The organism is Streptomyces sp. NPDC048523 (assembly GCF_043199815.1).
GTDB lineage: Bacteria > Actinomycetota > Actinomycetes > Streptomycetales > Streptomycetaceae > Streptomyces.
Genome location: NZ_JBICWQ010000005.1, coordinates 53,330 through 72,536 on the forward strand (window position 1 = coordinate 53,330; position 19,207 = coordinate 72,536).

16 protein-coding genes and 3 tRNA genes are annotated in these 19,207 nt (G+C 70.9%); 8 read left to right on the forward strand and 11 right to left on the reverse strand.

What is annotated here, in order from left to right; genetic code table 11:
• Positions 1-137: 137 nt before the first annotated feature.
• The 7 genes from purM to purS form a co-directional block, all read right to left on the reverse strand.
• The gene (purM, locus tag ACGFWE_RS25785; protein WP_352391843.1) at positions 138-1,202 is read right to left on the reverse strand and encodes a phosphoribosylformylglycinamidine cyclo-ligase; all 1,065 of its coding nucleotides are present in this window, start codon (positions 1,200-1,202) and stop codon (positions 138-140) included.
• Between the two features lie 45 nt (positions 1,203-1,247).
• Positions 1,248-2,777 (reverse strand): amidophosphoribosyltransferase, encoded by a 1,530-nt coding sequence (purF, locus tag ACGFWE_RS25790; RefSeq protein ID WP_352391844.1) that lies wholly within the window; start codon positions 2,775-2,777, stop codon positions 1,248-1,250.
• A 57-nt stretch (positions 2,778-2,834) separates the two neighbouring features.
• On the reverse strand, positions 2,835-3,653 hold the full coding sequence (locus ACGFWE_RS25795; RefSeq protein WP_393602055.1) for an META domain-containing protein: 819 nt from the start codon (positions 3,651-3,653) through the stop codon (positions 2,835-2,837).
• A 31-nt stretch (positions 3,654-3,684) separates the two neighbouring features.
• A complete protein-coding gene (locus ACGFWE_RS25800; RefSeq protein WP_393602057.1) occupies positions 3,685-4,479 on the reverse strand; it encodes a sterol carrier family protein in 795 nt (264 codons plus the stop codon).
• 112 nt (positions 4,480-4,591) lie between these two features.
• Positions 4,592-6,850, reverse strand: a complete 2,259-nt coding sequence (gene purL / locus ACGFWE_RS25805; RefSeq protein WP_352391847.1) for a phosphoribosylformylglycinamidine synthase subunit PurL — start codon at positions 6,848-6,850, stop codon at positions 4,592-4,594.
• Positions 6,847-7,527, reverse strand: a complete 681-nt coding sequence (purQ, locus tag ACGFWE_RS25810) for a phosphoribosylformylglycinamidine synthase subunit PurQ (protein ID WP_352391848.1) — start codon at positions 7,525-7,527, stop codon at positions 6,847-6,849. Before purQ ends, purL begins: the two co-directional genes overlap by 4 nt.
• Positions 7,524-7,796, reverse strand: coding sequence for a phosphoribosylformylglycinamidine synthase subunit PurS (gene purS, locus ACGFWE_RS25815; RefSeq protein WP_352391849.1), 273 nt, complete (start codon positions 7,794-7,796; stop codon positions 7,524-7,526). The genes purQ and purS overlap by 4 nt, the downstream gene beginning before the upstream one ends.
• A gap of 268 nt (positions 7,797-8,064) precedes the next feature.
• Between purS and ACGFWE_RS25820 the strand changes: the two genes are divergently transcribed.
• The 8 genes from ACGFWE_RS25820 (at position 8,065) to ACGFWE_RS25855 (ending at position 12,566) form a co-directional block, all read left to right on the forward strand.
• On the forward strand, positions 8,065-8,382 hold the full coding sequence (locus ACGFWE_RS25820; protein ID WP_352391850.1) for an Lsr2 family protein: 318 nt from the start codon (positions 8,065-8,067) through the stop codon (positions 8,380-8,382).
• A gap of 124 nt (positions 8,383-8,506) precedes the next feature.
• A tRNA-Gly gene (locus tag ACGFWE_RS25825) sits at positions 8,507-8,578 on the forward strand.
• Between the two features lie 80 nt (positions 8,579-8,658).
• Positions 8,659-8,731, forward strand: a tRNA-Gly gene (locus ACGFWE_RS25830).
• 138 nt (positions 8,732-8,869) lie between these two features.
• Positions 8,870-9,808: an ABC transporter ATP-binding protein gene (locus tag ACGFWE_RS25835; protein ID WP_393602060.1), complete on the forward strand. Its 939-nt coding sequence runs from the start codon at positions 8,870-8,872 to the stop codon at positions 9,806-9,808.
• Positions 9,805-10,578, forward strand: a complete 774-nt coding sequence (locus tag ACGFWE_RS25840; RefSeq protein WP_393602062.1) for an ABC transporter permease — start codon at positions 9,805-9,807, stop codon at positions 10,576-10,578. Before ACGFWE_RS25835 ends, ACGFWE_RS25840 begins: the two co-directional genes overlap by 4 nt.
• A gap of 14 nt (positions 10,579-10,592) precedes the next feature.
• Positions 10,593-11,810: a sensor histidine kinase gene (locus ACGFWE_RS25845; RefSeq protein WP_393602064.1), complete on the forward strand. Its 1,218-nt coding sequence runs from the start codon at positions 10,593-10,595 to the stop codon at positions 11,808-11,810.
• 22 nt (positions 11,811-11,832) lie between these two features.
• Positions 11,833-12,468, forward strand: coding sequence for a response regulator transcription factor (locus ACGFWE_RS25850; RefSeq protein WP_352391854.1), 636 nt, complete (start codon positions 11,833-11,835; stop codon positions 12,466-12,468).
• Between the two features lie 22 nt (positions 12,469-12,490).
• Positions 12,491-12,566: transfer RNA gene (locus tag ACGFWE_RS25855), tRNA-Gly, on the forward strand.
• Between the two features lie 50 nt (positions 12,567-12,616).
• Here ACGFWE_RS25855 and ACGFWE_RS25860 read toward each other — a convergent pair.
• The 4 genes from ACGFWE_RS25860 to purD all read right to left on the reverse strand — a co-directional run bounded on the left by ACGFWE_RS25860 (position 12,617) and on the right by purD (position 19,119).
• Positions 12,617-13,516 carry a phosphoribosylaminoimidazolesuccinocarboxamide synthase gene (locus ACGFWE_RS25860; RefSeq protein WP_393602066.1) on the reverse strand — a complete coding sequence of 300 codons (900 nt, stop codon included), beginning with the start codon at positions 13,514-13,516 and terminating at the stop codon, positions 12,617-12,619.
• A gap of 159 nt (positions 13,517-13,675) precedes the next feature.
• Positions 13,676-15,184, reverse strand: coding sequence for a N,N-dimethylformamidase beta subunit family domain-containing protein (locus ACGFWE_RS25865; RefSeq protein WP_393602068.1), 1,509 nt, complete (start codon positions 15,182-15,184; stop codon positions 13,676-13,678).
• Positions 15,185-15,381: 197 nt separating this feature from the next.
• Positions 15,382-17,529, reverse strand: coding sequence for a hypothetical protein (locus tag ACGFWE_RS25870; protein WP_393602070.1), 2,148 nt, complete (start codon positions 17,527-17,529; stop codon positions 15,382-15,384).
• Between the two features lie 336 nt (positions 17,530-17,865).
• Positions 17,866-19,119, reverse strand: a complete 1,254-nt coding sequence (gene purD / locus ACGFWE_RS25875) for a phosphoribosylamine--glycine ligase (protein WP_352391858.1) — start codon at positions 19,117-19,119, stop codon at positions 17,866-17,868.
• Between the last annotated feature and the right edge of the window lie 88 nt (positions 19,120-19,207).

The window sequence follows — 19,207 nt, forward strand, 5'->3', positions numbered from 1 at the left end:
TGCCTGCAGCGGCCTAGCCGTTGGCTCACCCGGTCCGGAGCTCTCAGCGCCGGACCGGGTTTTGTGCTGACGTCGTGGGGCACCGCCCCGGATCCAGCTCCTCGTACGCCGAGGGGCTGGATCTCTGCGTACGGGATCTACGCGTAGTCGCCGACCAGCTCCGCACCCGTGGTGTGGTCGCCGCGGTCCGTGATCTCGCCCGCGATCCAGGCCTCGACGCCGCGGTCGGCCAGGGTCTCCACAGCCACGTCCGCCGACTCCTCGGGGACGATCGCGATCATGCCGACGCCCATGTTCAGGGTCTTCTCCAGCTCCAGGCGCTCGACCCGACCCGTCCTGCCGACGAGGTCGAAGATCGGGTCCGGGGTCCAGGTGGTGCGGTCCACGACGGCGTGCAGGCCGTCGGGGATCACCCGGGCCAGGTTGGCCGCCAGGCCGCCGCCGGTGACGTGGGAGAAGGCGTGCACCTCGGCCGTGCGGATCAGTGCCAGGCAGTCCAGCGAGTAGATCTTGGTGGGCTCCAGGAGCTCCTCGCCGAGGGTGCGGCCGAGTTCGTCGATCCGGGCGTCCAGGGCGAGGCCCGCCTCGTTCAGGAGCACATGCCGGACCAGCGAGTACCCGTTCGAGTGAAGACCGGAGGCCGCCATGGCGATGACGGCGTCACCCTTACGGATGCGATCCGCGCCGAGCAGCCGGTCGGCCTCCACGACGCCCGTACCGGCGCCGGCCACATCGAAGTCGTCCGGGCCCAGCAGACCGGGGTGCTCGGCCGTCTCGCCGCCCACCAGGGCGCAGCCGGCGAGCACACAGCCCTCGGCGATGCCCTTGACGATCGCGGCGACCCGCTCGGGGTGGACCTTGCCGACGCAGATGTAGTCGGTCATGAACAGCGGCTCGGCACCGCAGACCACGATGTCGTCCATGACCATCGCGACCAGGTCGTGGCCGATGGTGTCGTAGACGCCCAGCTGACGCGCGATGTCCACCTTGGTGCCGACACCGTCGGTGGCGGAGGCGAGCAGCGGACGCTCGAAGCGCTTGAGGGCGGAGGCGTCGAAGAGGCCGGCGAAACCGCCGAGGCCGCCGAGGACCTCGGGGCGCTGCGTCTTCTTCACCCACTCCTTCATCAGCTCTACGGCGCGGTCGCCCGCCTCGATGTCGACGCCCGCGGCTGCGTAGCTGGCACCAGTTGTCTCAGACATGGCAGTAGAGAACCTTCGTGTCGTACGGCAGGTATGGCGGGCTGTCTACGGGCGACGGATCGCGTCGGCCGCGGCCGTGGCGGCGGGCCCTGCGGCCAGCTCGGTCTCCAGCAGCTGCTTGCCGAGCAGCTCGGGGTCCGGGAGGTCCATCGGGTACTCGCCGTCGAAGCAGGCACGGCACAGGTTCGGCTTGGCGATGGTGGTCGCCTCGATCATGCCGTCGAGGGAGATGTACGCCAGCGAGTCGGCGCCCAGCGAGGTGCCGATCTCGTCGATGGTCATGCCGTTGGCGATGAGCTCGGCGCGGGTGGCGAAGTCGATGCCGAAGAAGCAGGGCCACTTCACGGGGGGCGAGGAGATCCGGATGTGGACCTCGGCGGCGCCCGCCTCGCGGAGCATGCGGACCAGGGCGCGCTGGGTGTTGCCGCGCACGATGGAGTCGTCGACGACGACCAGCCGCTTGCCCTTGATGACTTCCTTGAGCGGGTTCAGCTTCAGGCGGATGCCGAGCTGGCGAATGGTCTGCGAGGGCTGGATGAACGTACGGCCGACGTAGGCGTTCTTCACCAGACCCGCGCCGAAGGGGATTCCGGACGCTTCCGCGTAGCCGATGGCCGCCGGGGTGCCGGACTCCGGGGTCGCTATGACGAGGTCGGCCTCGACGGGCGCTTCCTTCGCGAGCCTGCGGCCCATCTCCACGCGGGAGAGGTACACGTTCCGGCCGGCGATGTCGGTGTCGGGGCGCGCCAGATAGACGTACTCGAAGACACAGCCCTTGGGCTTCGCTTCCGCGAATCGGGAGGTGCGCAGGCCGTTCTCGTCGATGGCGACGAACTCGCCCGGCTCGATCTCGCGGACGTAGGCGGCGCCGCAGATGTCGAGGGCGGCCGACTCGGAGGCGACGACCCAGCCGCGCTCCAGGCGCCCGAGGACCAGCGGGCGGATGCCCTGCGGGTCACGGGCGGCGTAGAGGGTGTGCTCGTTCATGAAGACGAGCGAGAAGGCGCCCTGGACCTGGGGGAGGACCACGGGGGCGGCCTCCTCGATGGTCAGGGGCTTGCCGTCCTCGTCGACCTGGGCCGCGAGGAGCGCGGTGAGCAGGTCGGTGTCGTTGGTGGCCGCGACGCGGGTCGAGCGGCCGTTGGTGTCCTTGGGCAGGTCGGCGACCATCTCGGCGAGCTGCGCCGTGTTGACCAGGTTGCCGTTGTGGCCGAGCGCGATGGAACCGTGCGCGGTGGCACGGAAGGTCGGCTGGGCGTTCTCCCACACGGAGGCGCCGGTGGTCGAGTAGCGGGCGTGACCGACCGCGATGTGACCCTGGAGCGAACCGAGCGAGGTCTCGTCGAAGACCTGGGACACGAGGCCCATGTCCTTGAAGACGAGGATCTGTGAGCCGTTGCTGACCGCGATTCCCGCGGATTCCTGGCCTCGATGCTGGAGGGCGTAGAGCCCGAAGTAGGAGAGCTTGGCGACCTCTTCGCCCGGAGCCCAGACACCGAAGACGCCACAAGCGTCCTGGGGGCCCTTCTCACCGGGGAGCAGGTCGTGGTTGAGTCGTCCGTCACCACGTGGCACGCTTCCGAGTGTAGGCGAGATCGACCACTGGTCCGAATTCGCGGAGAGTGGGCTTTCTTACTCCGCGCGGGCCGTGACGCTCTCGCCGGGCCCCTTGGTGATCTTCAGGGAATCGCGTTCCTGCTGGTAGGAGACCTTGCCGGAGAGGATTTCGGCGAGTTGGCGCTCGGTCTTCATCACCGGGGGCGAACACATCATGCGCGTGGTCGCGAGGGGCCCGAACTCGATGGTGCGGCCCTTGACGGTCGCCTTGCCGCGGAAGGTGTTGCAGCCGAGGCTGCCGGTGACGGTGTTGTTCCCGGTGAGGGTGAGATGGGCGTTCTCGCCGAGGGACCAGCGAGTGCCCTTCAGGGCGGGCGGCTTCTCCTCGCGGAGGGTGATGCTGTCGTGCCGCGGGCTGGTCAGGGTGAGGGTCCTTGCACCGGAGGGCCCGGCCAGGCGGGCCCGGAGGTCGTTGTCGAAGACATCGACGAACTTCTGCTCGAACTCCCCTACGGCACCTGGGCAGCCCATCAGTGTCATGACGAGGTCGGAGACCCTCACGGTGTCGCCCTCGATGGCCACGTCGACGCCGATGCTGTTGCAGCCCACGGAACCGCCGGACTCACCGCCGTCGCCGTCCGGTTCGGCGGTCGTCGGCTTGAAGGTGATCCGGGCCTTGTGCCGGGCACCCTTCACGGGCAGGACGTAGTCCCTGCCGTCGACGGTCACCTTCTTGGGCACCCAGGAGACGTCCTCGATGGCGGAGAGGTCCTGGGTCGAGGTCCCGGCGGGCTCCGTGCCGCAGGCGGCCAGGACGGTGGTCCCGGCCAGGGCCGCAGCAGCGTACTTGGCGCATGTCGTCCGCTGTGTCGTCCGTTTCGTCGTCCGCTTCATGGCTCTTTGACGCACGAACCCCGTGAAGGGTTCAGCTCATCAGCGGGAGCAGCCCGCCCAGGTCCGCCCTCTCCCCGCTCGCGCTGACCTCGGCCGCCTCCAGCGCGTCCTGCCAGGCCAGCCTGCCGGTGGCGAGCCGGATCCAGGTCAGCGGGTCGGTCTCGACGACGTTCGGCGGGGTGCCCCGGGTGTGCTTCGGCCCCTCGACGCACTGCACGACGGCATACGGCGGGATCCGCACCTCGGTCGAGCCGCCGGGCGCCTTCGCGGCCAGGGCGTCGGCGAGGAGACGGGTGCAGGCGGCGAGCGCCTGGCGGTCGTAGGGGATGTCGAGGCCGGGCACGGCCGCGTTCAGGTCGTCGGTGTGGACGACGAGTTCGACGGTTCGGGTGACCAGGTAGTCGGCCAGGGTCATGGCACCGGTACGGGCGGCGAGGACGCGGGAGCCGGGGGCACTCAGGGCGTGCAGGAACCGCTCCTCGGTACGGGCGTACAGCGCGTCGAGGTCCGGGTTGGCCGAGGCCAGCTCCCGGGTGCCGTCGGCGATGTCACCGGCCCGGGCAGCCGTGGCGAAGGGCCATTCGAGGAGGGTGAGCCGCGGCGCCGGGGGCTCCTCCCGGTCGAGGTTCCGGCTGACCGTCTCGACCGCCATGGTGAGGTGCGCGGCCAGGTCCCGCACGGTCCAGCCGGTCAGGCGCGTGGCGAGAGCGAGTTGCTCGGGGGTGAGGGCGCCCACGGCCTCCCGTACATGTCCGAACTGGTTCTTCAGAGCCTCGCGGATCCTGGCGGGGTCGTAGGTGCGGGCGCGCTTCCTGGTCGTGGGCATGGCGGTGAGCCTAATCGGCGGTGCTTCGGAGGCGGCCGGCGAACCGGTGGCTGCGTGACGAAGGCCCCGCCCGTCACGGCGACGGGCGGGGCCTTCGGAGTCGTACGACCGGCTACTTCAGCAGTGCCGGGATCGTCTCCTCGTGGGCCGTCCGCAGTTCCTCCAGGGACAGTTCGAACTCGCCCTGGAGCTCGACCGAGTCGCCGTCGACGACACCGATGCGGGTGACGGGCAGGCCCCGCGCGCCGCACATGTCGTTGAAGCGGAGCTCCTCGGAGCGGGGGACGGCCACCACCGCGCGGCCGGCCGACTCCGAGAACAGCAGCGTGAACGCGTCCAGACCGTCCGGGACGATCAGGCGGGCGCCCTTGCCGCCGAGCAGCGCCGACTCCACGACCGCCTGGATCAGGCCGCCGTCGGACAGGTCGTGCGCGGAGTCGATCATGCCGTCGCGGCTGGCGGAGATCAGGATCTCGGCCAGCAGCCGCTCGCGCTCCAGGTCGACCTTGGGCGGCAGACCGCCGAGGTGGTCGTGGACGACCTGCGACCAGGCCGAGCCGCCGAACTCCTCACGGGTGTCGCCGAGGAGGTACAGCAGCTGGCCCTCCTCGCGGAAGGCGACCGGGGTGCGGCGGGCGACGTCGTCGATGACGCCCAGGACCGCGACGACCGGGGTGGGGTGGATGGCCACATCACCGGTCTGGTTGTAGAGGGAGACGTTGCCGCCGGTCACCGGGGTGCCCAACTGCTGGCAGGCGTCTGCCAGTCCGCGGATGGCCTCCGCGAACTGCCACATGACGGCCGGGTCCTCGGGCGAGCCGAAGTTCAGGCAGTCGGAGACCGCGAGGGGCTTGGCACCGGTCGTCGCCACGTTCCGGTAGGCCTCCGAGAGCGCCAACTGCGCGCCCGCGTACGGGTCGAGCTTCGCGTACCGGCCGTTGCCGTCCGTCGCGATGGCGACGCCGAGCCCGGTCTCCTCGTCGATGCGGATCATGCCGGAGTCCTCCGGCTGGGCCAGCACCGTGTTGCCCTGCACGAAGTGGTCGTACTGCGAGGTGATCCACTTCTTGGATGCCTGGTTCGGGGAGGAGACCAGCGCGAGGACCTGGTCCTTGAGCTCCTCGCCCGTCTGCGGCCGGGGCAGCTTGTTCGCGTCGTCCGCCTGGAGCGCGTCCTGCCAGTCCGGACGGGCGTACGGGCGCTCGTAGACCGGGCCGTCGTGGGCCACGGTCCGCGGGTCGACGTCGACGATCTTGCCGCCGTGCCAGTAGATCTCCAGCCGGTCGCCGTCGGTGACCTCACCGATGACGGTGGCGATGACGTCCCACTTGTCGCAGATCTCCAGGAACCGGTCGACCTTCGACGGCTCGACGACCGCGCACATGCGCTCCTGGGACTCGCTCATGAGGATTTCCTCGGGCGAGAGCGTGGAGTCGCGCAGCGGTACGTCGTCCAGGGTGACGCGCATGCCGCCGGAACCGTTGGAGGCGAGCTCGGAGGTGGCACAGGACAGACCGGCCGCGCCGAGGTCCTGGATGCCGACGACCAGCTTCTCCTTGAAGGCCTCCAGGGTGCACTCGATGAGGAGCTTCTCCTGGAAGGGGTCGCCGACCTGCACGGCCGGACGCTTCGACGGCTTGGCGTCGTCGAAGGTCTCGCTCGCCAGGATCGACGCGCCGCCGATGCCGTCACCGCCGGTGCGGGCCCCGTACAGGATGACCTTGTTGCCCGCGCCGGACGCCTTCGCGAGGTGGATGTCCTCGTGCCGCATGACGCCGATGGCACCGGCGTTGACCAGCGGGTTTCCCTGGTAGCAGGCGTCGAAGACGACCTCGCCGCCGATGTTCGGCAGGCCAAGGCAGTTGCCGTAGCCGCCGATGCCGGCGACGACACCGGGGAGCACGCGCTTGGTGTCCGGGTGGTCCGCGGCACCGAAGCGCAGGGGGTCGACCACGGCCACCGGCCGCGCGCCCATCGCGATGATGTCGCGGACGATGCCGCCGACACCGGTCGCGGCGCCCTGGTAGGGCTCGACGTACGAGGGGTGGTTGTGCGACTCGACCTTGAAGGTGACCGCGTAACCCTGGCCGACGTCCACGACGCCCGCGTTCTCGCCGATGCCGACAAGGAGGGCGTCCGACTGGGGCGCCTTCTCGCCGAACTGGCGCAGGTGCACCTTCGAGGACTTGTAGGAGCAGTGCTCGGACCACATGACCGAGTACATGGCGAGCTCGGCACCGGTGGGCCGACGCCCGAGGATCTCGACGACCCTCTCGTACTCGTCCTTCTTCAGGCCCAGTTCGGCCCAGGGCAGCTCGACGTCGGGGGTCGCGGTCGCGTGCTCGACCGTGTCCAGAGGCGTCCGGCTCATACGTTGACCAGCTTCTTGAGGATCGAGGTGAAGAAGGGGAGGCCGTCGGTGCGGCCGGTGCCGATGAGCGGCTCCACGGCGTGCTCCGGGTGCGGCATCAGGCCTACGACATTGCCCGCCTCGTTGGTGATGCCGGCGATGTCACGGAGCGAGCCGTTGGGGTTGAAGTCCAGGTAGCGGAAGGCGACCCGGCCCTCCGCCTCCAGCTTGTCCAGCGTGTACTCGTCGGCGACGTACCGGCCGTCCATGTTCTTCAGCGGGATGTGGATCTCCTGGCCCGCGTCGTAGTCGACCGTCCAGGCGCTGGAGGTGTTCTCCACCCGCAGCTTCTGGTCGCGGCAGATGAAGTGGAGGTGGTCGTTGCCGAGCATCCCGCCCGGGAGGAGGTGGGCCTCGGTGAGGATCTGGAAGCCGTTGCAGATGCCGAGGACCGGGAGGCCGGCCTTCGCCTGCTCGATGAGGGGCTCCATCACCGGCGAGAAGCGCGCGATGGCACCCGCGCGCAGATAGTCGCCGTAGGAGAAACCGCCGCACAGCACCACGGCGTCGACCTGGTGGAGGTCCTTGTCCTTGTGCCAGAGGGCGACCGGTTCGGCGCCCGCGAGGCGGATCGCGCGCTGGGTGTCCCGGTCGTCGAGGCTGCCCGGGAAAGTGACGACGCCAATACGAGCGGTCACTTCGCGGCCCCCGCGACTTCCGCAGAGTCCTCCACCTTCACGGTGAAGTCCTCGATCACGGTGTTGGCGAGGAAGGATTCCGCAAGATCATGGATGCGGGCGAGCGCGGCCTCGTCGACCGGCCCGTCAACTTCCAGTTCGAATCGCTTTCCCTGACGTACGTCGGAGATGCCGTCGAAACCAAGCCGCGGCAGTGCGCGCTGCACCGCCTGGCCCTGGGGGTCGAGGATCTCCGGCTTGAGCATGACGTCGACTACGACGCGTGCCACTGGCACTCCCGGTGGTGTGGTGCTGAGCAGGTTCCTTCAGACTACCCGCACAAAAATTCTACGCGCGTTGAGTTGTAGGAATCTACGTGACGGCCATCACGACACATCGTGGAGGCGTCCGGTCGCGAAAATTTCCCGGAAAGATCTCAGATCGACACCCGATACCTATTGCGCTGGGACACGCGGAAGGATTTAGTCGAGCTCACAATGCATTGTTGGGCACTGTACAAATGAATTGGCAACGTGCCGTACGAAGGGACCGATATTCGTGGCGCAGAAGGTCGTGGTCACTCTCTTTGACGACATCGACGGCTCGGAAGCGGCGGAAACGATCGCCTTCGGACTCGACGGCAAGTCGTACGAGATCGACCTGAATCAAGCCAATGCCAAGAAACTGCGTAAGGCGCTCGAGCCGTACGTGGAGGCCGGCCGCAAGCGGTCCAGGTCGGGCAAGGCGTACCAGCAGACCGAGGTCGCTCCCGACCCGGCGGCGGTCCGGGCCTGGGCCCAGGCCAACAAGATGGATGTCCCCGCCCGCGGACGCATCCCCAAGAGGGTCTACGAGGCGTTCGCCGAGGCCCGGTAAGGGCCGGTCGACGCCGGGTCACCCGCCCCTCGGGACAACCGACTTGCGTTGCACCCCACCTGGTCAGCTAGAGTCTGGAGCACGCCGAGGGGCGAGGCCGAAAGGCCCAGCTCACGGAGTACATGCGGGTGTAGTTCAGTAGTAGAACATCCCCCTTCCAGGGGGAAGGCGCAGTGTGCAATTCCTGTCACCCGCTCTGCACCACCGGCCTGGCCACAGTTGTGGATCAGGTATGCTGGTGCCCGCGCCGATCGGTGAGAGCCGGTCGGATGCAATGCGGACGTAGCTCAGTTGGTAGAGCGCAACCTTGCCAAGGTTGAGGTCGCGAGTTCGAGCCTCGTCGTCCGCTCTGAATCAAGCCCCCCGGTTTCCGCCGGGGGGCTTTTTCATGCCCGGTGCCTGACCGGTCGGGTCGTCTGACATTTGTCATACGGAGTGGTGACAGCACGCACTGCTGTCGCCTCCGCTCCGCCGGGACGCTGGCTCCATGAACACCGACGAACACGAACACGTGATTGAGGTCACCGGCCTACGGCGTGTGTACGGGGGCGGGTTCGAGGCCGTGCGCGGGATCAGCTTCTCCGTGGTCCGCGGAGAGGTCTTCGCCCTGCTCGGCACCAACGGCGCCGGCAAGACCTCCACCGTCGAACTCCTCGAAGGACTCGCCCGGCCGACCGAGGGCCGCATCCGCGTCCTCGGACACGATCCGTACACCGAGCGTGCCGCCGTACGCCCGCGGACCGGGGTGATGCTCCAGGAGGGCGGCTTCCCCTCCGAGCTGACCGTCGAGGAGACCGCGCGCATGTGGGCCGGCTGCGTCAGCGGGGCCCGGCCGCCGCTGGAGGTGCTGGAACTCGTCGGGCTCGCCCGGCGGACCGGCGTACGGGTCAAGCAGTTGTCCGGGGGCGAGCGGCGGCGCCTCGACCTGGCGCTCGCGCTGCTCGGCGACCCCGAGGTGCTGTTCCTGGACGAGCCGACGACCGGACTCGACGCCGAAGGGCGCCGGGACACCTGGGAGTTGGTGCGGGCCCTGCGGGACCGGGGGACGACCGTGCTGCTCACCACCCACTACCTGGAGGAGGCCGAGGACCTCGCCGGCCGGCTGGCGATCCTCCACGAGGGGCGGATCGCGGCCACGGGGACACCGGCCGAGGTGACCGCCGCGCAGCCGGCACGGATCTCGTTCGAGCTGCCGGAGGGGTACTTCGTGGGGGATCTGCCACCGCTCGGGGAGCTGGGGGTGAGCGGGCACGAGGTCGACGGGAACGTCGTACGGCTGCGGACGCGGGAGTTGCAGCGGGCCGCCACCGGGCTGCTGGTGTGGGCCGAGCGGGCCGGCATCGAGCTGCGGCGGCTCGATGTGCGGTCCGCCTCGCTGGAGGAGGCGTTCCTGGGGATCGCGGCGCGCGAGGAGGTCTCGGCATGAGCATGGTCACCACTCCCGCGAGCCGGCTGGCCGCCCTCGCCCGCGCCGAGTTCACGCTGCTCGGACGCAGCAAGGCCACGCTCGTCGCGGCCGTACTGGTGCCGCTCGCGCTGCCGTTCAGCCTGCGGCCCGTCGTGGACGACATGGACGTCGAGAAGTCCGGGCTGAGCGTCGGGCTGGTGCTGCTGCCGGCCGCGGTCGGCTTCACTCTGCTCTTCGGTGTCTATGGCGCTCTGGTCGGGATCTACACCGCCCGGCGCGAGGAACTCGTGCTGAAGCGGCTGCGCACGGGTGAGCTGCGGGACGTCGAGATCCTCTGCGGGACCGCGCTGCCGATCGGCGCGACCGGGCTCACCCAGTCCGTGGTGCTGGTGGCCGCGAGCACGGTCCTGCTCGACGTGCCCGCGCCGCACGCACCCCATCTCGTCGTACTGGGGCTGCTGTTGGGGCTGGTGATGTGCGCGGCGCTCGCTGCCGTGACGGCGGCCGTGACCCGGACCGTGGAAAGCGCGCAGGTCACCACGCTGCCGTTCGTGATGATCTCGATGATCCTCTCGGGCGTCGCCGTACCCCTGGAGCTGCTGCCCGACACGTTCGCGTCGGTGTGCGAGCTCCTGCCCCTGTCGCCCGTGATCACCCTGGTCCGCGGCGGCTGGGCCGGCACGCTCTCCCCCTACGAGGCCCTGGGCTCCCTCGCCACCGCGGTGGCCTGGACGGTGCTGGCCGTGTTTGCTGTACAGCGGTGGTTCCGGTGGGAGCCGAGGCGCTGACGTACGGGGAGAGCATGCGCGAGGCAGGGGGCTGGTGGCGGCGGAAGAGCACGCCGGCGAAGGTGGAGACGTACACGCGCTGGTCGTTCCACTTCTTCGCGGTGATCTACGTCGCCTCGATCGGACTGCCGGTCTTCGGGCAGGTGACGGGGCAGCTCGCGGTCTGGCTGGTGCTGCTGGTGTGCGCGCACGCCCTGGCGTGCGCGGTGACCGCGTCGCGGGCGCTCGACTGGACGCGCGGGCGGCGCGAGCAGCCGGTGCGGACGCTGTGGCTGCTCGGGGCGGTCACTGCCGCCGTCTCCGTCGCGGTGATCGGCATCGCCGAGCGGGGGCCGCACAGTGACGGGCTCGACATGGCCACGGGCGCAGTCTTCGTGGGCGTGCTGACCTTCGGGGCCGGCATCGGCGCGCTCGGCGTCCGCAGGCGGCGGCGCGTGCTCGCGCTGGTGGGCGGCTTCGCCGCGGGCGCGGTGCTCGGCGGCTTTCCCCTGGGGCACGCCCTCCCGGAGTCCCTGGTCACCGGAGTCGTGGTGCTGATCGCCGCCGGGTTCCTCGCCTTCACCTCCGTCTTCTCCGTCTGGCTCCTGAACGCCGTCTACGAACTCGACACGGCCCGCGAAACCCGCGCCCGGCTCGCCGTCGCCGAGGAACGGCTGCGGTTCGGGCGGGACCTGCACGACGTGATGGGGCGCAACCTGGCCGTGATCGCGCTGAAGAGCGAACTGGCCGTGCAGTTGGCGCGTCGGGGACGCGACGAGGCCGTGGACCAGATGACCGAGGTGCAGCGGATCGCGCATGAGACACAGCGCGAGGTGCGGGACGTCGTACGGGGATACCGGGAGGCCGATCTGGGGATCGAACTGGCCGGAGCGCGAGGGGTGTTGACCGCCGCCGGCATCGACTGCGAGGTCACCGGTGAGCCGGGCGGGCTGCCCGCCGAGGTGCAGTCGGCGCTCGGCTGGGTGGTCCGGGAGGCCACGACGAACGTACTGCGGCACGGGGACGCCAAGCGGTGCGTGGTGGCCCTGCGGAGAGAGGGGGAGCAGGTGGTGCTGACCGTGGAGAACGACGGGGTCCTGAGATCGTCGGGCGGTGCCGGTGGGTCCGGGCTCGCCGGGCTGCGGGAACGGCTTGCGGCGGTGTCCGGGACGCTGGAGGCGAGACCGGTCCGAGAGGGTGTGTTCCGGCTGGTGGCGGAGGTGCCGGTGGTGGCGGCGGAGGGGGTTTCATGAATGGGGGCGGGGTCGTGACCGTATGTGTCGGGTCGCCGGAGGTGGGCCCGTGACCGTGCGGGTGCTGCTCGCCGATGACGAGCATCTGATCCGGGGTGCGCTCGCCGCGCTGCTCTCGCTGGAGGACGACCTGGTGGTCGTCGCGGAGGCGGCGACCGGCCCCGAGGCGCTGGCGATGGCCCGGGCGCACGAGCCCGACGTCGCCGTACTGGATCTCCAGATGCCCGGCGCGGACGGTGTGAAGGTCGCCACATCTCTGCGGACCGAACTGCCCTCGTGCAAGGTGCTGATCGTCACCGGTCACGGGCGCCCGGGGCATCTCAAGCGGGCCCTGGAGGCCGGTGTGCGGGGGTTCGTCCCGAAGACCTTGAGCGCGCAGCGGCTCGCGGAGATCATCCGCACGGTGCACGCGGGAAACCGTTACGTCGACCCGGAGTTGGCCGCCGACGCGATCTCCGCCGGGGACTCGCCCCTGACCGCGCGGGAGGCCGAGGTGCTGGAACTGGCCGCCGACGGGGCCCCCGTCGCGGAGATCGCCGAACGGGCCGCGCTGTCGCAGGGGACCGTACGGAACTATCTGTCCTCGGCCGTCTCCAAACTCGGGGCCGAGAACCGGCACGCGGCCGTGCGGCTCGCGCGGGAGCGAGGTTGGGTATAGTGGTTCTCGCGCCACGGCGCATGCGAACGTAGCTCAGTTGGTAGAGCGCAACCTTGCCAAGGTTGAGGTCGCGAGTTCGAACCTCGTCGTTCGCTCCATCGAGAAGCCCCCCGGTTTTCACCGGGGGGCTTCTCTGTTACGACCAGGGCTACGACCAGCTCGTGCCCGTCAGACGCTCGTACGCCTCGATGTACTTGGCTCGAGTGCGGTCCACGACCTCCTGCGGCAGCGGCGGCGGGGGCCGCTCGCTCTTCCTGTCCCAGCCGGACTCCGCCGAGGTCAGCCAGTCGCGCACGAACTGCTTGTCGTACGACGGCTGCGCGTGCCCCGGCTCCCATTGGTCGGCCGGCCAGAAGCGGGAGGAGTCCGGGGTGAGGACCTCGTCCGCGATGACGAGGGTGTCCCCGTCGAAGCCGAACTCGAACTTGGTGTCCGCGAGGATGATCCCGCGGTCCCGGGCGATGTCCCGGCCGCGCGAGTACACGGCGAGGGTCGCCTGGCGCAGCTGGGCGGCGGTGTCCGCGCCGACCTGGCGGGCGATCTCCTCGTAGGAGACGTTCTCGTCGTGCTCGCCGACGGCGGCCTTGGTGGCCGGGGTGAAGATCGGGGCGGGGAGTTCGCTGCCGTCCGTGAGCCCCTCCGGGAGGGCGAGGCCGCAGACCGTGCGGGACTCGTCGTACTCCAGCAGTCCGGAGCCCGTGAGGTAGCCGCGCGCGACGGCCTCCACCGGGACCATCCGGAGCGACTTGCAGACCAGGGTGCGGCCGGCCCAGTCGGCGGGGGCGCCTTCCGGCACGTCCGTGCTCAGGACGTGGTTCGGCAGCAGGTCGGCGATCTGGTCGAACCACCACAGTGACAGCTGGGTGAGGACGCGGCCCTTGTCGGGGATCTCGGTCGGCAGCACCCAGTCGAAGGCGGAGATACGGTCGCTGGCGACCATCACGAGGTCGCCCGCCTCGTTCTGGTACAGCTCGCGCACCTTGCCGGTGTGCAGGTGCACCAGCCCCGGAACCTGGAGCGGCTCGGGCTTTTCTACGAATCCGGACACGGTTCCTCCCCGTGGGTATGTCCTACGGGTCGATTGTCCCGTACACCGGGCTGACCTTGGACTTGGGGTGTGCTGGGGCTGTGCTGGGGGTGTGCTGCGGGTGCTCCACCGGCGTTGTGCCGGTGTTTTGCCGGTGTTGTGCCGGTGTTTTGCGTGGGCTCAGTCACGCTTGCAGATGCGGTCCAGGAGGTTGGCGGTGGCGCGCTGGACACGGGCGTCGACGTGCCCCGGGCGGTCCAGCGCCGGGGACCAGGCGAAGGTGCCGGCGGCGAAGACCAGGGCTCCGGAGGGGGCGCGGTAGAGGGACGTCTCCTGGTGGCGGAGGACGCCCTCGCTGTCGGCGTAGGGCGAGTGGGCGAGCAGGATGCGGTCGTCGTGCTCGGGGAGCGGGGCGCGCGGGAAGTAGCGGTCGGCCTCGCCCGCGACCAGGCCGGCGAGTTCGTCGCCCTCCTGGGCGCCGGTCGCCTCCCACAGCCAGTGCTCGGCGTTGCGGACGATCAGAGGGTGGGGCTCGGGCACCCTTCCCGCGTACTGGATGCCGACCAACTGCTGTTCGGGGCGGTCGACTTCGCGCCAGAGCGCCGGTTTTCCCGGCCCCCTGCGCTTGCGGCAGGTCAGCAGGCGGTCGGGGACGCCGGACGGCGACGGGCCCAACTCCACCTGCCAGTACATGGTGTTGGCGGAGAGGAAGACCAGCGAGGTGCCGCTGTCGCGGGCCCGCTCGACCGTGCGGCGCATGGCCGCCGACCAGTACTCGTCGTGGCCGGGGAAGACCAGACCCCGGTAGCGGGTGGGGTCGAGGTGACCGGCGTGCAGGTCGCGGGCGTCGGCGTAGGCGAGGTCGTAGCCGTAGCGCTCGGCGAAGCGGATGAAGTCGTAGGCGTGGCCCACGTGTATCGGCAGGCCCGCGCCCGCGTACGGCCGGTCGAAGGAGACCGTGGTCGCCGCGTCGGCCTCGCCGAGGAGCCTGCCCTGTTCGTCCCAGGCGTGGTAGAGGCTGGCGCCGGTGCGGCCGTCCTCCGGGTAGAGGTTGTACGCCTGCCAGGTCACGTCGGGCAGCAGGAGCAGTAAGTCCGCGGGGTGGTTGTCGCGGATCGTGAAGGGGATGTGGGAGCGGTAGCCGTCGGCGGTGGTGAGGACGGCGACATACGCCCCGATGCTCCAGTACGACGGGATCTGCAGCCGCCAGGACAGCCACCAGTGGTGACAGGAGACCGTGCGGTCCGCGGTCAGCGGCGGGGGCTGGACGATGCCGGAGAGGCGGGGGCTGGTGGTGATCTTCGCGGCACCGTCGCCGCCGTAGTGGCCGATGCGGTAGATGTCGACGGCGAATTCCTGCGGCGGGTCGACGGTGATGTGGAAGTCGACGGCCTCGCCGGGGGCGACCGCGCCGGTCGAGGTGAAGCCCTTGATCTGGCGGCGGACGTCGTCGGCGGAGCGGGGGCCGCCGCCGGGGTCCGAGCGGGGGGAGGGCACGCGCGGGGCGCCCCGTTTCGGGGTGTGGGCGGGGTCCGTCTCGACGTACCAGGGGACCACCTGGCCGGTGTCGTCGAAGTAGGTCTCACTGCCGCGCAGCCAGGGGACGGGGCCCTGGCCGAAGGGGTCCGTCACGGCGTGCGCGAGTGCTCCCGACTCCCAGCGGCGGATGTGCTCCTGTCCCGGCGTCATGGTCGCTCCCCTCCCTCGTGCCCCCGTCGTCCGTCCTGCGCGGTGCTTTGGAACGCGTGTCGTGCACCTGTCCTATGGCGCGAGCCCTTGCCATGTGCGCGATCGGTCCCAGCACATCACATTCCGCACTTGAACTGTCACTGTTCGTTGCGAATTGGCCGAAAGTGGAAGCGGGGGTTCCGCCTATTCCGTCTTCGTCAGACGAGGCGGACGGGCTTCTCGGGGCGTATCCCCGACTTGACCAGCCAGGCACGCAGCGGGCCCGGGTCGCCGTCCTCCACGAGACTCAGGACGCGGGGAGCGAGGTCCGCGGCGCGTTCGCCGTTGATGAGGAGCGACGGGCCGTCGAGCCAGTCCAGGCCCGGGGTGGCACCGGCGGTGTCGATCGCGGCGCAGCAGATCATCGCGGTGACGTGATCGGTGAGCAGCTCTCGGGCGCTGCGCGGGGGCTGGAGCGGGAACAGGGGCAGCGCGGTGTCGTCCCAGGGAGTGGCGTCGGGAGCGGTACGGGAGGTGGGGGCGGCGGCTTCCTCACGGGCGAGCTCGGCGGTGAGGGCTGCGGCGAGGATCTCGGCGAGGGGTTCGTCGGGAGGTGGCGGTGAAGCGTGGGGGGTGAGCTCGCCGGCGGCAGTTGTGGGGGCGTCCGGGGTGTCCGGGGCGTCCGGAGCGTCTGCGGAGGGGTGCGGCGGGGCCGGGGTGGGATCGGTGGGCGCGGGCGCGTGGGGCGGGGTGGGCTCGTGAGGGGCCGCGTCGCGGTCGGCCGCGGCGGTCCGTGCGCCGTCCGTTGCCGTGTCGTCGGACGGCGGAGTCGGTACGGGCTCGGCGGTGGCAGGAGCCTCGGCGTGCGGGTCGGTGGGTGCCGGGTGGGCTGCCGTGGGGCGGGCCGCCGGTTCGGCCGACCTGTCGGATGCCGTGGGGCGTGCCGCCGGGTCGGCGGGCCTGTCGGCTGCCGTGGAGGGTGACGCCGCACGGGCGAGCCCATCAGTCGCCGCGGAGCGTGACATCGGGTCGGCCGACCCGGACAGCGAACCTGAACCCGGCTGCGCCGAGGGGCCGGTAGGCGGAGAGGAGGACAGGTGGGAGAGCACTCGGGAGAGGGTGGGGGCGTCGGACTCCGGTGGGGTTCCCGGGGGGCGGCGTACGCCCTGGGCGTCGAGGACCCGGTGGAGGCGGGCGGCGTCGAGGCGCCACTTTCGGTCCACCACCTCTTCCGGGTACTCCTGCCAGTCCACCGGCGACCAGTCCGGGCCGGTCTCCGCGGGGCCGCCGTGGAAGAGGCGGGCGGCGAGCAGGGAGGCGGCCTCATCGATCGTGCCGGGCTCTTCGAGCAGGTCGCAGGCGGGACGCTCGCCGAGGCGGGAGGCGAAACCCTCGGCCAGGCGGTCGCGGCGTGACAGTTCGGTGAGGGCGGCCACCACGCCCGCGTCCAGGCGGGAGGGCCAGCGCCCCATCCGCCAGGCGGGAAGCGCGACCCGGGTCAGCAGCCGGTCCCAGCCCGCGTAGGCCAGGCCCACCTGCTCCTGGGCCACGATCCTGAGGCCGTAGTCCACAGCCTGTGCACGCTCGGCGGCCGCCGCGGCGACCCCGCGCTCCATCTGGGTCGCGTGCTCCCGGCAACTGCGCAGGAGCAGGCGGGCCACCCAGGCGACGCCCGCGCACGCCACCCGGGTCAGCGGACAGCGGCCGGGTACGGAGCCGACGGCCACCGCCGCGTCCAGTCCGCGTACGAAACGGCGGGCCGCCGCTATGTCGGGGTGGGCCGAGGGGCCCGTACCGGCGACGACCGGGGCGAGGACCGCGCGCAGTTCGCCGACGCGCATCCACCACAGGAACGGCGAGCCGATGACCAGCACCGGTGCGGCCGGGACCCGGCGGTGGGAGCCGCGGACGCCCGCGATCTCGTCCTCCCGGCCCTCCTGCGGGGGCGGGCCGTGCGCAGGGTGGGTGCGGTCCTCGAGCCAGCTGTCGCAGTCCGGGGTGAGCGCTATGGCGGAGGGGGCGGGGACGTCCAGGCGGTCGGCGAGGTCGCGCACCATGCGGTACAGGTCGGGCGCGGACTCCTCGGCGATCGCGACGGTCGGACTGACCGCGGGGCGGGCGCGGGCGACGACCAGGGCGACGGCCCCGGCGGCGAGCAGCACCACGGCCCCGAGAACGCTCATGACCAGCCGGGCGGTGTCCCAGAACCCGCCCACGAGATGGCTGGTGGAACCTCCGGCGAGCAGCACCACGGCCACCGCCGCGGGCAGCAGCGCCACGGCCAGCGCACGGCTGCGGATCCGCAGCACGGCAAGGGCCCAGGAGCGCGCGGCCTGCGCGCCCGCCTCCACACCGATACCGGTCATGACCGGACCTCACCCCCTCCCTGCCGTCCTGAATGCCCAGCTTTCCTGGTGTTGCTCACTCCCCCACTGTGGCACCCGCCACTGACATCGCAATGCCGGTGGGCCAAGTGCCGGAACGCTTGCGCCGCACCCTAGTTGGGCCCCGGGCCCCCGTCAGCCGTATAGCGCCCCGGTCACTCGATGGAATGGCTTTGGGGAAAGGTGGATGACGTACAGCAAAGATCAGGCCCCGAATCCTTAGACGGATCCGGGGCCGGTCGGGTTGTTCGGGGCGGCTTCGGGACAGGAGTTTCGGGACAGGGGCTTCGGGGAGTTTCGCCCCGGGCTCCGGGCTTCTCAGGCTTCGGACGCCGCCTTCGCCGCGATGTCCGTCCGGTGCTGGGAACCGTCGAGCCGGATACGGCCCACCGCCCGGTAGGCGCGCTCGCGGGCCTCGGTGAGGTCCTTGCCGGACGCCGTGACCGACAGCACGCGGCCGCCGGCGCTGACGACGGCGTCGCCGTCCCGCCTGGTGCCGGCGTGCAGGACGTACGCGTGCGGGGCGTCCTGCTCGGCCACCTCGTCGAGGCCGGTGATCGGGTCGCCGGTGCGCGGGGTGGCCGGGTAGTTGTGGGAGGCGACGACCACGGTGACCGCGGCGTCCTCGCTCCAGCGCAGGGGTGGCAGGTCCTCGAGGTTGCCGCTCGCGGCGGCGAGCAGGACACCGGCCAGCGGGGTCTTGAGGCGGTTCAGCACGACCTGGGTCTCGGGGTCACCGAAGCGGGCGTTGAATTCGATGACCCGCACACCCCGGGAGGTGATCGCGAGACCGGCGTACAGCAGCCCGGAGAAGGGGGTGCCGCGGCGGCGCATCTCGTCGACGGTCGGCTGCAGAACCGTCTGCATGACCTCGTCCACCAGCTTCGGGTCGGCCCAGGGCAGCGGGGAGTACGCGCCCATGCCGCCGGTGTTCGGGCCCTCGTCGCCGTCGAGGGCGCGCTTGAAGTCCTGGGCGGGCTGCAGCGGGAGGACGGTGTCGCCGTCGGTGATGGCGAAGAGGGAGACCTCGGGGCCGTCGAGGAACTCCTCGATGACGACGCGGTCGCAGGCGTTCGCATGGGCCGTCGCGGCCTCGATGTCGCCGGTCACGACGACGCCCTTGCCCGCGGCGAGACCGTCGTCCTTGACGACGTACGGGGCGCCGAAGGCGTCGAGGGCCTCCGCGACCTCCTCGGGGGTCGTGCAGACGTAGGAGCGGGCGGTCGGGACTCCGGCCGCGGCCATGACGTCCTTGGCGAAAGCCTTGGAGCCCTCGAGCTGCGCGGCCTCCCCGGACGGGCCGAAGACCGGGATGCCCACCTCGCGCACGGCGTCGGCGACCCCCGCGACGAGCGGGGCCTCCGGGCCTACGACGACCAGGTCGGCGCCGAGTCGCTGGGCGAGCGCGGCCACCGCCTCGCCGTCGAGGGCGTCGACCGGGTGCAGCTCGGCGACCTCGGCGATACCGGCGTTGCCGGGTGCGCAGTGCAGTGCGCTGACGTCGGGATCGAGGGACAGGGAGCGGCACAGGGCGTGTTCGCGGGCGCCGTTACCGATGACGAGGACCTTCACGGGGCTCAGCCTAACGGGGTTTTTGTGCGGGCTTCCCAAGGGGCGGAGGGAGAGGAGCCGTAGGTTCCTCCAAGGTGCGGGCTCTCTT

Coding starts and splice junctions, on each gene's coding strand:
- purM (WP_352391843.1), bottom strand. CDS start 1,202: ATGTCTGAGACAACTGGTGCCAGCTACGCAGCCGCGGGCGTCGACATC.
- ACGFWE_RS25795 (WP_393602055.1), bottom strand. CDS start 3,653: ATGAAGCGGACGACGAAACGGACGACACAGCGGACGACATGCGCCAAG.
- ACGFWE_RS25800 (WP_393602057.1), bottom strand. CDS start 4,479: ATGCCCACGACCAGGAAGCGCGCCCGCACCTACGACCCCGCCAGGATC.
- purL (WP_352391847.1), bottom strand. CDS start 6,850: ATGAGCCGGACGCCTCTGGACACGGTCGAGCACGCGACCGCGACCCCC.
- ACGFWE_RS25835 (WP_393602060.1), top strand. CDS start 8,870: ATGAACACCGACGAACACGAACACGTGATTGAGGTCACCGGCCTACGG.
- ACGFWE_RS25840 (WP_393602062.1), top strand. CDS start 9,805: ATGAGCATGGTCACCACTCCCGCGAGCCGGCTGGCCGCCCTCGCCCGC.
- ACGFWE_RS25845 (WP_393602064.1), top strand. CDS start 10,593: ATGCGCGAGGCAGGGGGCTGGTGGCGGCGGAAGAGCACGCCGGCGAAG.
- ACGFWE_RS25850 (WP_352391854.1), top strand. CDS start 11,833: ATGTGTCGGGTCGCCGGAGGTGGGCCCGTGACCGTGCGGGTGCTGCTC.
- ACGFWE_RS25865 (WP_393602068.1), bottom strand. CDS start 15,184: ATGACGCCGGGACAGGAGCACATCCGCCGCTGGGAGTCGGGAGCACTC.
- ACGFWE_RS25870 (WP_393602070.1), bottom strand. CDS start 17,529: ATGACCGGTATCGGTGTGGAGGCGGGCGCGCAGGCCGCGCGCTCCTGG.